9 protein-coding genes and 2 pseudogenes are annotated in these 14,408 nt (G+C 57.2%); 7 read left to right on the forward strand and 4 right to left on the reverse strand.

Going from position 1 to position 14,408, the window contains the following annotated elements; all coding sequences use genetic code 11:
* Nucleotides 1-65: 65 nt before the first annotated feature.
* Nucleotides 66-923: a hypothetical protein gene (locus ACM0M4_RS12705; protein ID WP_033992023.1), complete on the reverse strand. Its 858-nt coding sequence runs from the start codon at nt 921-923 to the stop codon at nt 66-68.
* Nucleotides 924-1,205: 282 nt separating this feature from the next.
* Between ACM0M4_RS12705 and ACM0M4_RS12710 the strand changes: the two are divergent.
* Nucleotides 1,206-1,694: pseudogene (locus tag ACM0M4_RS12710) on the forward strand (transposase); the annotation flags it as partial.
* Between the two features lie 189 nt (nt 1,695-1,883).
* The gene (locus ACM0M4_RS12715) at nt 1,884-3,494 is read left to right on the forward strand and encodes a methyl-accepting chemotaxis protein (protein ID WP_033992025.1); all 1,611 of its coding nucleotides are present in this window, start codon (nt 1,884-1,886) and stop codon (nt 3,492-3,494) included.
* Nucleotides 3,495-3,499: 5 nt separating this feature from the next.
* On the opposite strand, the pseudogene ACM0M4_RS12720 reads toward ACM0M4_RS12715, so the two are convergent.
* Nucleotides 3,500-3,742 (reverse strand): annotated as a pseudogene (locus tag ACM0M4_RS12720) (GABA permease); the annotation flags it as partial.
* Here ACM0M4_RS12720 and ACM0M4_RS12725 point away from each other — a divergent pair.
* Nucleotides 3,672-4,628, forward strand: coding sequence for a hypothetical protein (locus ACM0M4_RS12725; RefSeq protein WP_124171519.1), 957 nt, complete (start codon nt 3,672-3,674; stop codon nt 4,626-4,628). The pseudogene ACM0M4_RS12720 and the gene ACM0M4_RS12725 sit on opposite strands and share 71 nt — an antisense overlap.
* Here the strand turns inward: ACM0M4_RS12725 and ACM0M4_RS12730 are convergent.
* Nucleotides 4,582-7,599, reverse strand: a complete 3,018-nt coding sequence (locus ACM0M4_RS12730; RefSeq protein WP_225030710.1) for a glycosyltransferase — start codon at nt 7,597-7,599, stop codon at nt 4,582-4,584. The two genes, ACM0M4_RS12725 and ACM0M4_RS12730, sit on opposite strands and share 47 nt — an antisense overlap.
* Nucleotides 7,589-8,404 (reverse strand): glycosyltransferase family 2 protein, encoded by an 816-nt coding sequence (locus ACM0M4_RS12735; protein ID WP_225030709.1) that lies wholly within the window; start codon nt 8,402-8,404, stop codon nt 7,589-7,591. The genes ACM0M4_RS12730 and ACM0M4_RS12735 overlap by 11 nt, the downstream gene beginning before the upstream one ends.
* 364 nt (nt 8,405-8,768) lie before the next feature.
* On the opposite strand from ACM0M4_RS12735, the gene ACM0M4_RS12740 reads away from it, so the two are divergent.
* The 4 genes from ACM0M4_RS12740 (at nt 8,769) to ACM0M4_RS12755 (ending at nt 14,325) form a co-directional block, all read left to right on the forward strand.
* On the forward strand, nt 8,769-9,794 hold the full coding sequence (locus tag ACM0M4_RS12740; protein ID WP_225030708.1) for a restriction endonuclease: 1,026 nt from the start codon (nt 8,769-8,771) through the stop codon (nt 9,792-9,794).
* A 416-nt stretch (nt 9,795-10,210) separates the two neighbouring features.
* Complete coding sequence (locus tag ACM0M4_RS12745) at nt 10,211-10,753, forward strand: hypothetical protein (protein WP_225030707.1); 543 nt, start codon at nt 10,211-10,213, stop codon at nt 10,751-10,753.
* A gap of 519 nt (nt 10,754-11,272) precedes the next feature.
* The gene (locus ACM0M4_RS12750; protein ID WP_225030706.1) at nt 11,273-13,420 is read left to right on the forward strand and encodes an NERD domain-containing protein; all 2,148 of its coding nucleotides are present in this window, start codon (nt 11,273-11,275) and stop codon (nt 13,418-13,420) included.
* Between the two features lie 158 nt (nt 13,421-13,578).
* Nucleotides 13,579-14,325 (forward strand): hypothetical protein, encoded by a 747-nt coding sequence (locus ACM0M4_RS12755; RefSeq protein WP_225030705.1) that lies wholly within the window; start codon nt 13,579-13,581, stop codon nt 14,323-14,325.
* The last annotated feature ends 83 nt before the right edge of the window (nt 14,326-14,408 follow it).

A 14,408-nucleotide genomic window follows, 5' to 3' on the forward strand; every position in this document is an offset into this window, starting at 1 on the left:
GGCGCTCCCAGCCTCAAGCCTAAGGCGTCCCCGATTTTCCAATTCTCGTGGACAGGGGCATCTGATTACAGCTTGAAGTCATCGTATCCACTATTGCTTCGCTTCGTTCTGGCGCCGTGGCCTGGTCCATCAGTGACTGGCGACGATGAAGACACTGGAGGGAGCAATGGCTGGGTACCGTTTTGAGGGTCAGAGAAGTTGATCCAGCTGTTGAACGCATTGGCCTCTTCGGCGAGAAAACGCTCCAACTGCTTTTGCTGCTTTGGGTTTAAGAACCTACCGGTGGCGCCGATCGTTAGCGTATCAATTAACTGATCCAAATCATTGGCGGTTGGTTGATCCAAAAGCTTCACGGAGCTTGTTCCGTAAATCAGCATCATCAGCCCATTAGTAAGCAGGCCTTCTGAACGTATAGCGGCGAAAATCCGGGCGAATCTTGTCGTGTTGTCTCCTCCAACTGGCACCTGCTTTAGCCACTCCAACAAGCTGTAATGCTGTTCCATGGCCGGATATTTGTCGGGCAGCATTGAGGGCTCTGAGTAGTTGGTGGCTGCCAGTGTCATCTCTGGGAAGTCGTAGGGCTGAGGCTTTTCGTAATACGGCATTAGGGATGCCGTGTTGTAAACGTAGATAATGGGAAAACCACATCTTTCGAAGCTCAGATTCTCCTTGTATTGCTCCTCCTCAAATCTGATCAGCTCCCCCCCTTCCTGCACCTTCGTTTCGGCGAGCAGGAGTGTTGAGTCATCCAGCGTCGCAAGGAAATCCGCGCAAACTCGATTTACCCCATCGCCCTGTTGGTTTGCAAAGTACTCAAGGTGGCTGCAGCGGATCCTTTTGTCGCGGCAGTAAGCCCCCAAAGCGCCGATGATTGCGGATTGCAGCTCGTTTTCCTTCTGGGTGCGTTCACGTCTTTGTCGCATTGGAATACCTAAATCAGAGAGATAAGCAGGGAGGAGGATGCTTGGATGAGCTGGCCATCGTCGCTGGTGATGACGGCCTTACTCTCATCAGCAAAAAACCGCTGTGCGCCAATATGCCAGAGTCCCCTGGCCAGTACTGGCTGTTTAGCAGCTGAATCGCCCCTAGTTTCGTCGTGACTACCGAATCTCATAAGGGGCTTAATCAATGGCGGCTTCTGGTCCAGGCTGTGTGAAAACGTCGCCCTCGCCTAGAGTTGCTGGAGTATTGTCGCGGGGCGGGGTATGAAGCGATTCATCGAAGAGGTGAGCCGGGCGCAGGTCAGCTTGCATTCCCGAATGCCTGGATGACTTCGTCGCCGAAGAATATCCGATTCGCTTCGTCGAAGCCTTCGTTGAGTAACTCGACTTGGTGGCCCTGGAGTTCGATGGGGTCACCCCTGCCGTAACTGGGCGACCGTTCTATCACCCCCGTGGTGGTGCTGAAGGTCTACATCTACGATTACCTCAACCGTATTCAGTCCAGCCGTCGTTTGGAGCGCGAATGCCAGCGCAACCTGGTGTTGAGGTGGTTGACTGGGCGGTTGGCACCGGACTTTAAACCGTTGCCGACTTCTGGCTCGACAATGGCACAGCCATTCGCAATGTCTGCCGGCAGTTTGTCGCCCTGTGTCGTCAGCTCGACTTGTTCTCCCGGTCGCTGGTTGCCATCGATGGCAACAAGTCAAAGCGGTCAACAACCGCGCTCGAAACTTCATTCATGGCAAACTCCGGATTAATAGAGTCCAGTGCGGTCTCTTCAGCCGCTCGGAAATAGCTGCAGTCGGCAGCCGAGGCTGCAACTTTAGTGGCCTCAGACCATGGTCTATTCGGGCGTACTTTTCCGGTCAACTTCATAAAAAAGAGCTTCTACTGTGTTCCTTGACTGCCAATTAGTCACTTCTACCTACGAAGGAACCTACTATGTCCATCAGAAACATTCGCGTCTCGACTCGTATCAGCCTGGGCTTCACCGGGCTAGTGCTGCTGCTGATGGTGGTCGGCGGTGGCTCGCTGCTACAGATGCAGCGTATGAACACGAGTTCGGCGGAGGTTCATGACAATTGGCTGCCGAGTATTCTCGCCTTGGATGAGCTAAATGGCGCCTCCATGCGCGTGCGAATTTCGACGTTGCGCGCGGCGGTCCGCCTGGAGGCCGATGCTCTGCCGCGCATCGAGCGGGAACGGGCCGGCCTGGCTGAGGCCCAGGAGCGCTACCGCAAGTTGATTTCCAACTCCGAAGAACAGCAGATCTACGAGCGCTTCGCGGCTAACCAGCAGACCTACATCGAAACCCAGAATCAGTTGCTGGAGCTGCTGAAAAACGCCAAGAGAGAGGAGGCCGACAACCTGATCGGCCAGATGAGCAGCCGAGCGACGAGCATCGCCAGCGACCTGGAAGCACTAACGAAGCTGAACAGCGATGGCGCTACCAGCGCGGCCATGACCAGCAAGACCGCCTATGAGAACGCGAAGCTTATGGTCTGGCTGATCCTGGCTGGCACTGTGGCCCTTGCCATTGGCCTGGCCGTGCTGCTCTCGCGCAGCATCGTGCGGCCGCTGGCACAGGCGGTGCAGGTGGCACGTACGGTGGCCTCGGGCAACCTCAGCGAGCATATCCAGGTGGAGGGCCGCGATGAGGCGAGCCAGTTGCTGGAAGCGCTGCGCAGCATGCAACAGGGCCTGCGCAAGACCATCAGCACCATCTCCGATTCCTCGGCGCAACTGGCCTCGGCCTCGGAAGAGTTGCATGCGGTGACCGACGATTCTAACCGCGGGTTGTTGCAGCAGAACCAGGAAATCGAACAGGCGGCAACCGCCTGCAATGAGATGAGCGTGGCGGTGGATGGCGTGGCGCATAACGCCGCCAACACCCTGGAGGCTTCTCGCCACGCCGACCGCACCGCCAAGAACGGCCGCGAGCAGGTGCAGCAGACGGTGCAGTCGATCAATGCCCTGGCCAGCGATGTGACCGGCAGTGCCGAGCGCGTGGAGCTCCTGGCGCGGCAGATGCAGGATGTCGGCAAGGTGCTGGATGTGATCCGCGCCATCGCCGAACAGACCAACCTGCTGGCGCTCAACGCTGCCATCGAGGCGGCGCGGGCCGGCGAACAGGGCCGTGGCTTCGCCGTGGTGGCCGATGAGGTGCGGCTTCTGGCGCAGCGCACTCAGCAATCGACCCAGGAGATTGAGCAGATGGTCGGCGCCCTGCAACAGGAAGCCGCCAGCACCGTGCAGACCATGCAGGATAGCACCACCCTGGCCCAGTCCACCGTGCAGCTGGCGGAGGCCGCCAACGCCTGCCTGGACGATATCACCGACACCATCGCGGCTATCAATGAGCAGAACGTGCTGATCGCCAGCGCTGCCGAGGAGCAGGCCGCGGTGGCCCACGAGGTCGAGCGCAACCTGACCAACATCCGCGACCTCTCGGCGCAAACCGCAGCTGGCGCCAGCCAGACGAGCGCCTCCAGCCAGGATCTCTCGCGCCTGGCGGTGGACCTGCACTCGGTGGTGGCGTCGTTCCGCCTGTAAGGGCGGCTCGCCACCGCCACCCGTACGACTACATCGACGGTAGTCTTGGCGTGGGGAATGCTCAGCAACTCAAGGGCGCGCTGGTAGGCGCCGACCTCGACGAGACGCGGATCGCTCCAGGGCACGATGTTGATGAGCACGAAGATCGAGCCCAGGTAGAACAGGCAGATTCGCCAGGTGACCGAGTTGGTCGCACGGGTAATCTGGCGGCAAGGGTCCTTCGATTCGGCCGCGGCGATGATTACGAGCCGAACTCAACTGGTTTGCAACCGACATCATGAAATGAATAACCCAGCCCAAAAATTGACTATCCAAGGTGCCGCGAGCATTAGCATTGTCGGGAATGGTCCCGGTGAAATGCCTATGCTTGAGCATGACCGGCCATTCATTCGCTTTAATCTCAGTAACGACACGCCCCTATCGCCGTTGGAAGTTCGGGTTTCCAATCCGCGAGCGGCCCGAAGGTCCAGTGAGTCAGCCGCATTCCAGGTTCTGAGTCGGGTCTTGAGTGGCGCAGAGCGCGATCAGCTCCAGCACATACTCACACATCAGGCATTTGAACTTAGTGCCGAATTGGGATGCTTGCCATCCACCGGCCTTGCTACCGTTTATGCCTGTATGGAGCTCGGTCTGTCGCTGCAAGTATTCCGTATGCCGCTGCGCCCGTCACTGTGCCGGGCCTCCGACCTAGCACCGAGGCAACCGTTGGCGGCGGCATTTCACAATTGGCTGGGTGAGCAGCGCTTGGCGTGGCGGCTGATTGCTTCTCAGGGCGACCACCTGCGGTGGCCTGAAATGACGACAAAAGGTTGCGCAATACCGAGTGAAACCAAGGGGCATTTGGATCCCTATTCTTGCATTTTCGAATGGATGCAAGACGCGGCAAGAGACCCGAACTCTGCTGATCAGACGAGCCTAGTGGAATTGGCCACCTCTTCACGATTCGATTGGGAGGGATTCGCGAAGCACGAGCATCTACGTCAACTCGAGCCCTTTTTCCATCTGGATCGGACCAGGCAGGAGACACCAAACTGGTGGCTGTACAGCAACTCGCTCTCAATAACTATCGACGCACTTCTCGGGCGGCTCACCCAGGCTCAGCAGTTCCTCTACTTTGAGCAGGCGGCAAGCTGAAGATCCAATCGAGCAACATCTTCTGTCGCGCTTTCCGATCGGCAGGGTAAGCCTCACGTTGGTGATAGTAGCAATACAGATCGTCGATAAAAAAAGGCTGCCTAGCCAGCTCACTCAGCGGCAGCATAATCCCGTAGTCCGTCACCTCATCCAACCAGGCGCCGTCATGCCGGAGATAGTCCGGGGCTAGCGAATCAAACAGTCGCTTGCGAAAACCACGCAGATGCGCCCAGATGTTGCCGCCCCCTTGCGCCCGTGCGTTCGAATAGCTCGGCGGATACTCCTGTAACGGCTTATCGGGACGAAACATTGCGCCATTGATCAGATCCGCCCCAGCCGCCTGAGCAGCCAACAATCGGGAGGCCACATCGGGTGACATCAGTGCGTCATCCAGATCCACGGTGACAATAAGCGTCTCCGGGTCGCGGCAGATGTCCTCCACTGCGATCAGAAAATTCGGGATATATCCGTAGCGGCGTTCACGCCGAATCAACGTGGTGCGATCTCGCAGGTCCCCGAGCAGCATGGGAATTTGCCATGTTTCGTCGGCGGGGCTGCCATCATCGATTACGATCAGGCCAAACCTCTGTTCACGTTGCAGGGCGAGCGAAGCCAGACTGCGACGCAACTTGGCGATTCCGGTATGCCGTCCTTTCAGCAGAAATACCAACGGCTCCTCGCGCGGAGGGTATTTCCACCCAGCATCAGCAACCAAGTCCCATTTCCCACGCTGGAACGGGGGCTCCTTTCCTTGGGCCACCAAATCGCGCCAATGCGGCAGATTTCCTGAGTTTTTATCCGCATTCTGTGGGTGCAGGTAGTAAGTGCGACTGTCACCGCCACGCAGTGAGCACGCTGCCGCACTGGCCTGAGCTTGTTGAGCGCTGCGATGCCACATTAGCTCGAAGCGCCCCTCAACGACTCCGTTAGGCAATGGACACATGGCCTGCATGCGCGGCACATGGAGCAGACCGCAGCGAACCTCAGGTGGGTATTCCCCTGGCTTCCCGATGTAGGGTTTCACAGCCAACGTTAGCTGAGGGATGTTAAACCCAACCGAGACGACGCCCGGCGCCTCAATGGCACGACACATGTCATCGAGGAAGTCGTGCTCCCAATCACGCCGACCGACCAGGATGTCGATATCGCATTGCAATACCAGTTGCGTATCAAGCTGATCAAAGGCCCAAAGCTGTGCGAACAACGGTGCGCCAGCGTGCGTGTGACTATGGGCAACATCATCTCGGCCGAACCATCGCCGGTAAGTTGTTTTGATGTCGCCGCTGTCGGTGGGCGCCATCCAAACGGCATCTATCACCTGGTCTTGCAAAAGGCTATCAGCCACGCGCACCAACCCGGCCAGATCCGCGCTGGCGTACTGCCTCAGGAATGGGCCCGAATGGGTATCGAGCAACAGAATGCGGCGTGAGAACGCAGCAGGGTAGGACAACTGACTGACGATATGCCGCGCCTGAGCATCCAATACGTCCGCATCCTGGGCACAGGCCTTGATTAACAATGTGACCCGCGATTCGTGCCGCACTGGCGGAAATGCCGATGAGTAACGTGCGACATCCACATGCGGATAGGCCGCTTCAATCAGCTCACGGAAGAACGCCGAGAACCCCGGCAGAGTATCCAGTGCTTCATGCTGGCGCAGTGTCGAGTCCCGCCGAGCCAAATCGTGGTCGGCTTGGCCCAGTATCCCGACGCTGTAGAGCCGTGCCGCAGTATCCAGAAAGCGCGACACAGTGAGCTCACTGATATCCGCCCCTATATCGATACAGACCAGACGGCCATCCGATCGCACGCGAAAATTGGCTCGGGTGACATTACCAGTGACGTAACCACAGGTGAGCAGCTGCAGAAGAAAGCACTTTACCGTCTCGACGGGAAGGCGCGATGGCAAGGGCTGGCTCTCGAACCAAGCGTAGCGGCAGTGCCAGCTGCCTCCTTCTGCTTGCCACCATTGCGCCCTCGGCACTGGCCCTTCGTCGTCCTGGACCAAGGCCTCAATGCGCGCTGCATCGTCCGCACTCATGGCCCATGGGTAGAACTGCTTGTGTACCCACTCGCCTTCACGCCAAACCACACCCTCCTGGCCCACCCCCAGCAGTGATTTGCGGTGCCTACGGGACTCGGTCCAAATCCTGGCCGCTTGCGCCAAACGCTCCCGCTGACGATACCAATGATCCGAACGACGATTCGCGCAGGTCAGCTCACCACCCAACGAATAGATGCTCACCACCGGATAGGGAAGAATTACCCCTTGCTCACCCTCAAGGATGAGTAGACGGGCCACGAGCCAGTGATCTTCGGCACTACGCGTATGTGGATAGCGAATCCCGCTACGAGTGCGCAACAGCAGATTGCAAGACGGCAACTCTTGATCCGCCTGCCCCAGGCAAAAGGCTTCGATGAATTGAACCAGTCGCTCAGTGTCATGAAGCCATTCCGAGTCGGCGATATTGCTATGCGGCTGCGGCACGCCACCCAATTCGAGATGATTGCTGCCCAACACAAAACGCGCCTTGGCCCGTTCGCCGGCGCGCACCATCGCGGCTACCGCCTCCGCGCAGGCAAAACGGTCATCCGCATCCAGCCGCGCGACCCAGGCCGCCGCAGGCAGGTGCTCATCCACCCAATCCAGTAGCGCATTGCGGGCCTTGGCGGCGCTGCCGCAGTTCGCCGTGAGCACGATCAGTTTCGGATCGGACAACAAGGACTCGACCGCCGATTGCCAGTTATCACTGGAGCCATCATCGAGGATCACGACTACTCCTCGGCCCTGCTGCACGATCTGCTGCGTCATGGCAGAGTCGAGTGCGCTTGGCAGCTTGCTGGCTTGATTGTGCAGACAGATACCGATGACGACCTCGGCCGTCCTTGCGCTGGCCGATAATTCGCCGACCAAGTGAGTCCCGCGTGAACAGACGATGCGCGAGCGTCGGCGTGGCGCACTAAGGTGCATGATCCAATTCCTTTTGGCGTTGCAGTATCAGGTCACGGGAAAGACCGAATAGATCCTGTGCGCGGGTAAAGAAGCGTATCTCAAGCTCAACTGTCATCCGCCAGCCGTGTAGCTGATGGAACCGCGCCAGGCCATTGAGCTTTCCATCTGACCCAGCCGAGGAGAGGCAAGCGCGCCCACGCTCATGGTGCCAATTCACCGTATGGCGTGCGGTAAAGGCAGGGCGGACATCATCGAGGCTCAATACCCGTATGGCAAGATCGCGGTCATTGCAGCTCGAAAGGCCTGGGGTAAAGCCCCCGGCCCTCAATAATGTAGCGATGCGAATGAAGGTATTGGATCCCTGCCAACCGGGATTGCCCGCCAGGAAATCGCTCACACACATAGTTCGAATCGGCTCGCGGGGCTGCTCGATGCCATCCAACCAGGTGCGGATGCCAGAGATAACCAAGTCCGGCCAGTCCGCTTGCACCGCACAGCTCAGACATTCCAACAGATGCTCCGAATCCCAGGTGTCATCGTCATCCAATATGGCCAAGTAGTCGTCTGGCCAGCGCTGCGCTATGTAGTCGATGCCAGTGTTCCAGGCGTTTGCTGCACCGGATGGACCTGGGTTCTCTAGCCAATGCAGATCCTCGACCACTAGATCAATTGCCGCAGCGATATCCGCTGGCATCAAGCCGCAGTCGCACACGATCACTACTGAGTTCGGTGCCATCGTCTGGGCGCAGACTGATGCTATTGCCCGGCGCAGCAACTCTGTGCGCCCTGGCACTGTGGTAATCAAAACCCTGATCCCTGGCATCAGCTCTCCAAATTCAAGGCAACAGATGTTGTTCGAGGTGGTCCTATCGACGGCGAAGAGTGCGTTGTGGAGCGATTAAGGTCCAGGCAGTTAGTTCGTCACGTGCCAGAGCGATTCAGGTTTCGGGTACGCCAGCTGGTTTTCTATCAGCCAGAACAAGGTTTGGTGGGTGTAAGTCGATGCTTCAGCCGGCGGCTCCTGGTCGGCTGAGGGGATCACTGTCACCGGCGACAGCGGCACCTGCGACAGTGAGCTAGTTCGAAACTTCTATGCCCTGGTTCGGGTTGAGTTGCCCTGCAGTTCAAACAGCGGAAGCGTCCAGGACTGAAGTAAGATCGGGTCGCTGCCCTGTCAGGCTATAACCATGGCAATGAACTTCTTCCCCGGCGACCTTGCCGAGACGCTTTCCGAGATGGCCGGCTACAAGGTTGGCCTAGCCCTTTCTGTGGAGGAGATCTGCGAACACCTCGCGCAAGGGCCAGGCAAGATGGCCGACATTATTCGGCACTCTGAAGTCTATGGAATACGCATCCGCTCCGAGGAGTACGAGGCGCTTCACTACCGCCTGTTGCATCGTATTGGCTACACCAAAAACGAGCAAAGTGGACTTTTGCCGGGAATTAGCGACTACCGCAAATACAAGGCTTGTCCAGAACTCCTGGAGATCAGTCAGCGGATGAAGCTGATCTTCACTGATACGTTGGAAGTGATGATGGATGAGGCGCTGGCTAAGGGGGAGAGAGGTATCAGTCCGATCCCTTTCCTGGACCGGTGCAGAGCGGAACTGGGACCCATAGGGCTGAAGATGGCGTACGAATTTCTGCAGCAATGGGTAAACGCGCAACGTACCAGCCCATACCACCAGAGTCGCAGTGTGGAATGGCAAAGCCCACTGGAGCTGAAGAAGCTGTTCACGGGCACTGACCAGACGCCGGAGGCGGGGAAGTTCATTGACCAGCGGTATCTCGACTACCTCGCTAACAACACCAACCGGCTGCAGGACATGCACTGGAGGAAGTTCGAAGAGATGACCGCGGAGTACTTCGAGCGGGTGGGCTTCCGCGTAGAAATTGGTCCCGGTAGTAACGACGACGGGGTTGATGTGCGGCTCTGGAAACCGGATGCGCCTGAGGACGCTAAGCCGACCTGCCTCGTTCAGTGCAAACGGCAGAAAGCCAAAATCGAGAAGGTCATCGTCAAGGGCCTGGCCGCAGACGTGCAGTACATGGAGGCTGACTACGGCATGATTATCACCACGTCGACACTAAGTCCTGGAGCAGAGGCGACCATTACTGCGCGGGGCTATCCGATTCAGGCCGTCGAACGCGACGCGGTGACCAAGTGGCTCGAGCGGCTGCGAACACCTGGCACTGGCATCGTGCGGGTGTAGCCGATCCAACGGTGCACTTCCCGCTGAGGAGCTCATCTGTAAGGCGAGAAGGGGCTCCGAATCGCAGCAGGTTCCCCTAGACCACACGCTTTCACCGAGTGGCGTCGCTTGGCGGTGAGGACCGATCAGGGCGGAACAGATGGGCGAAATGACGCCGAAGGCCCAAAGCTTGGAGTTGGACGTCAGGAAGATATGGGGCGAGCGAGGTGCATAAGAGTCGACTCTCGCCCAGGGGCTTGTGCATTGAGGGCAGCTACGGGTAGATTCTTTGGCCTGCATCCCTTGGATGCCTCGGCCGTGAATGGCCTTAGAACTAGAAAAAGGCACCGCACCTTCGGAGACTTGCCACTGAGCCTCTCTGAGCAGCGGAAAACGCGCATAGCGCACGTCCTTTTTTGTGGTTCTTGGAGGCTTCCATGTCTTTTTTCCGTAACGACTCTGTTGCTGCCGGCGAAAGCGTTGTCATTTCTCGTGGTCCAGTTGCCACGGTGACAAAGCAGGTACGCAGTGCGTCGCTTCCCGTGAAAGTTAGCCGTCGCACTGTTCGGATGACTTCTCGTTACGCTTCGAATTGTGCTGCCTGCGGTAGCGAAAATATCCCTGGATTTGCATCGTGGCTTCACAATGTTGAGGTAGCTGGCCTTGCCTTCGAAGGGGGAACCGCCTGCTGCGAGGATTGCTACAAGACCCTTCGAATTCGCATGGCCAATGAGCTCTTCTATGCAAAGGTGATCAAGTCCGTCTCGATCAACTACGAAGGCAAGCTGAAGTCGGCACTCCGCCTTGATCGAGATCTCTGCACTGGGGATTTTCCGATTGCCAAACTCGCTCGACGGGAGCTGTTGCTACAGGCTGCGGAGCGAGGTTGCACCTATATCATCGAGGTAGACGTGCATGATGAGGTGGTGTACTGCGAGGGCAGAGAAAAGACGGTCTACTGGGCCACAGGTAGGGTGTAGCCCATCGCAGGGTTCGTTTACCGCAAGCGTTCATCAGATGACCCGACCTTCTCTGTGCTTTATCGCACGACAGGTATCACGACGAAGCATCTTCTGACGGGGCGAGATCTGGTTCCGGCATTCAGCGGCCTCACTGCTGCCAGCCTCGTGCTGAGCGTCACCTCCAGTCGGGTGCAACTGTTCAAAGATCACTGGTGCAGAAGGCGCGGGCTCTTGAGCTGCTGTTTGCGCTTGGGGGCACTCTGATGAGCTGCGCTGTTGGCGCCGCGGTTGCAGCATCGTGGAACCGTTGCCAATCCACCTTCGAAAGAAGTTGTTGGTGCGTGCCCATTCTCCTGTTGGGGATGGCGTTAGACGTGTTCGTGTTGGTCACTGGACATTCGTGTGGGGTGCGTACGATGAGCATTTCCCTGGAAGGGGGCCGGGCTCAGGCGAAATGCGGAGCTGTTTCAATGGCAGCCTCAGTTTTGGATGCAGTAGGCTCTTGTCAGGCCAAAAGCGCTAATAGGAGTGCAGTGGGTGAGCGAGAAGGGAAATCGATGCCTGCAGCATTACCTGTTGACCTACAGAAGGACCTTATCAACTGGTAGCAGCCGTGCTCTCGATGAGTGCTTACACCACTTCTTGGATCAGCGACCTGCCGGCAAGCATCTATCGGCACTCGATCGTGCGATCGGCTTAGCTTCAGCACCATTCTGGTGGGACCCGCAGGCCGTACAGGGCTCCGAACTGGCCAGTTTGGCGCTTAGCCGAGTGCTTCATTTCGACAACGCCATCAGTCTCGATCTGCTGGTACATCTGGCTAACCGAAACCCTGAGACGCTCAGGTGGGCGATCCGCTACTCGAAGCTCTTTGAGCGTTCAGGTTCTCCTCTATGGACTGGCCTTAGAGCAGCGCTAGAGGAGGAGGGGTGGCAGATCTTCTTCGGTGTCTGCGAGCGCCTGCTAGAGCAGCTAGAGTCTTTCGATGAGCTCATTTTCAAGGCCGAAAATCAGCTCAAGCATTTATCGCTGCTTGAGCTGCTCTCTTACCTCAGTGTTCTCGCCTATCAGGCATTTACTGATGAGGTTCAGGCCGATCCTTCCGGACAGCAATGGGAGGTCTATAACCGCATCATTTTACGGAAGCTCCAAACCTGCCAGGAGGAAGATTTCCGTCTGAATGAGCTACGGTTGGGGCGCTCCCTGAAACAGCATCTCGCTCCGATTCTCTTCATGGAACCAGGGACAGCAGACTCGGCAGAGTGTCGTGCCAATCTCGAATCGTTGGCTGTGCTGATCGCGGCAACCCACGAGCGAATCGATTATGAAGGCTCGATCAACTGGTTCTGCTTCGACTCCGAATGTCGTTATCAGCTGAAGCCTGGCGAGCCTGTTCTCTACAACGATACGGAAGAGGGAGCAGAGCGCTGGCGTCGAACCGGGCATAAGCATGATCTGCTGTGGCACTACTGGATGAACCGTGCTGTGCAGGAGCTTATCGACTCCGGTATGGCAGGGGAGATGATCGGCTCAGCTGAGAATCATGAACTGAACCAACTGGCCTACATCAAGACGCTTCGCAGCAAGCTGCAGCTGCAGACGATTTATGGTGTCGAAGAGCATCTCTCGCTTGGAGATGGTTCCAAGGTTCAGCTTCAGCACGTGCTGCTGGCGAGCGAGCTGACCTCTGTTTTCTTTCAGAAGGAATTCATCCAGCCATTCCAGGAATACTTCCGTGACTCCGGCGTGGTCGCCCATGCGCTGGGACGACTAGCTATGAAGGGCATGCAGGTGGGCGAGAATCGATTTCCAATGACCTGGTCGGAGGAAGAGGAAAAGATCCGAAGGATCAGCGGATGGACTGTCTGTGAGGAGCATCCCAAGGGCAGCGCAGATTCGGCCAAGTCGATCCTGAAATTTTGGACCAGCGACTTAAAGTCATTGTCGCAGCAACTGAAGGCGCAGCCTCGAATGCCGGTGCCTAGGCTCTATGAGCGTCCTTTCTACAAAATTGGGCGCTACAGCTTTCAGTTCCCTTGGATTGTCGCGCAACAAAACAACCTGACCGCAACCTTCAACAATCTAAGGCGATTGGGGGCTCGTAGAGCCGGTATGCAGGCAGAGACTCGGCAGGTAGAACTCCTGCTAGCTGAGAGTTTGAGGCGTCGTGGCTTCGCTGTTGAGGTTGGCTTTCGGCCGCCGGTAACAGAGGACGATGATGCCGGTGAGGTCGACCTGATTTGTCAGCTGGATGGCGTACTGCTGCTTTTGGAGGTCAAGTCAGGATACATCCGCTCGACAACCCATGAAGTCTGGCTCCATCGATCGAATACCTTGCGTAAGGCCGCGTGGCAATTGCGACGTAAGCTCGTTGCAGTTGCAGGCGCGTTGAGGGAGGACCAAAGCCTACGATCGAGGTTAGGATACCGTGGCGAACATCTGGAAAGAGATCTGCGTGCTTGGATCGTCGATACTTCCATCGAGCTAGATGGGCAGTTAATCGATGGGTATAGAGTCGTTTCTCGTGAGGCCCTTGAGGTCATCTTACGGGACGAAAAGCACCTACTGCAGCCGGTTGGGCAGGTTGGCGCAGATGACCAGGACTCGTTGTTTCCTGAAGGATTCTCCGCGGGCCGATTCGTCGAGATTGTCGAATCAGGGGCGCTTTGGCGTGATCTCTGTTAACGATCAGCATCCAGACGATGGCAGACCTGTTCACCTAGCGGTGCAGCAAACTCCGGATCGTCCCCCCCGGAGGGTGCTTTGGATCGAAACGTCCCTACGCTTGTCGATTTCCGGTTTTGGCGCAGTTTCGGCATTGGCTCAATGAAGGAGAAGTGATTGTGGCCTCGGTCGGCACGAGAGATGAGTTTAAAAAGGAAACTATCCGCACACTTCAGGAGCGTGCTGGGAACAAGTGTTCAGCTAAAGGGTGCGAGCGCCTTACCTCCGGTCCTAATCTTCAGCCAGATAAGGCAAGTCGTATCGGCGTGGCTGCGCATATCACAGCTGCTGCACCTGGTGGACCGCGTTACGATCCCTCTCTTTCATCTGAAGAGCGATCCTCTATCCGTAACGGGATATGGCTTTGTCAGAACTGCGCCAGACTTATTGATGTTGATCCCAGTCGCTACACGGTTCTGCGCTTAATGGGCTGGAAAGAGGACGCTGAACGTGCTGCGCTGGCCGAACTTGAAGGACGGGGAACTCCTCGTACCTTACCGAATGAGGAGTTGGACGAGGACGGATGGATCTGCCCGCATTGCCGGTCCTTTGTGAAGCTTCAGCAGACTGTCTGCTTGGGATGTAAGGCAGAGGTGATAGCGGGGGCGACTCAACAGGAAAATGCGAACGCTATGCAATTGGGGGCAATAGCCGGTGGTGCTATTTCTTTTGGCGTCCTTACCTACGTGCCCCAATGGCTGAATTCTGCATTCAACTTACAAGTTCCTGGGAATTTTGGGCTCGGATTTACGGCGCTAGGGGTCGGGGGAGGTGTGGCGCTGATAGGTGGCTTCGCGGGCTTGATATTTGTCGAGAGGTATTGGAGAACTCAGCCGCCTCGGTTTGTTCGTCGAAAAATGGAGTAGCAAGGTGCCAGGGGATTGCTGGTTGGGATTGTTTTGAAGCTTAAGCACAGGTTTTCAATTCGCAGCCTTTCCAGATTGTGGGC

The sequence above is a fragment of the Pseudomonas sp. 18-147 genome, from assembly GCF_051048045.1.
In the GTDB taxonomy this organism is placed as follows: Bacteria; Pseudomonadota; Gammaproteobacteria; order Pseudomonadales; family Pseudomonadaceae; genus Pseudomonas; species Pseudomonas aeruginosa.

Excerpts from the sequence above, each read along its gene's own strand:
- ACM0M4_RS12715 (WP_033992025.1), top strand. The coding sequence starts at position 1,884 with ATGTCCATCAGAAACATTCGCGTCTCGACTCGTATCAGCCTGGGCTTC.
- ACM0M4_RS12745 (WP_225030707.1), top strand. The coding sequence starts at position 10,211 with ATGTCTTTTTTCCGTAACGACTCTGTTGCTGCCGGCGAAAGCGTTGTC.
- ACM0M4_RS12730 (WP_225030710.1), bottom strand. The coding sequence starts at position 7,599 with ATGCACCTTAGTGCGCCACGCCGACGCTCGCGCATCGTCTGTTCACGC.
- ACM0M4_RS12740 (WP_225030708.1), top strand. The coding sequence starts at position 8,769 with ATGGCAATGAACTTCTTCCCCGGCGACCTTGCCGAGACGCTTTCCGAG.
- ACM0M4_RS12705 (WP_033992023.1), bottom strand. The coding sequence starts at position 923 with ATGCGACAAAGACGTGAACGCACCCAGAAGGAAAACGAGCTGCAATCC.
- ACM0M4_RS12735 (WP_225030709.1), bottom strand. The coding sequence starts at position 8,404 with ATGCCAGGGATCAGGGTTTTGATTACCACAGTGCCAGGGCGCACAGAG.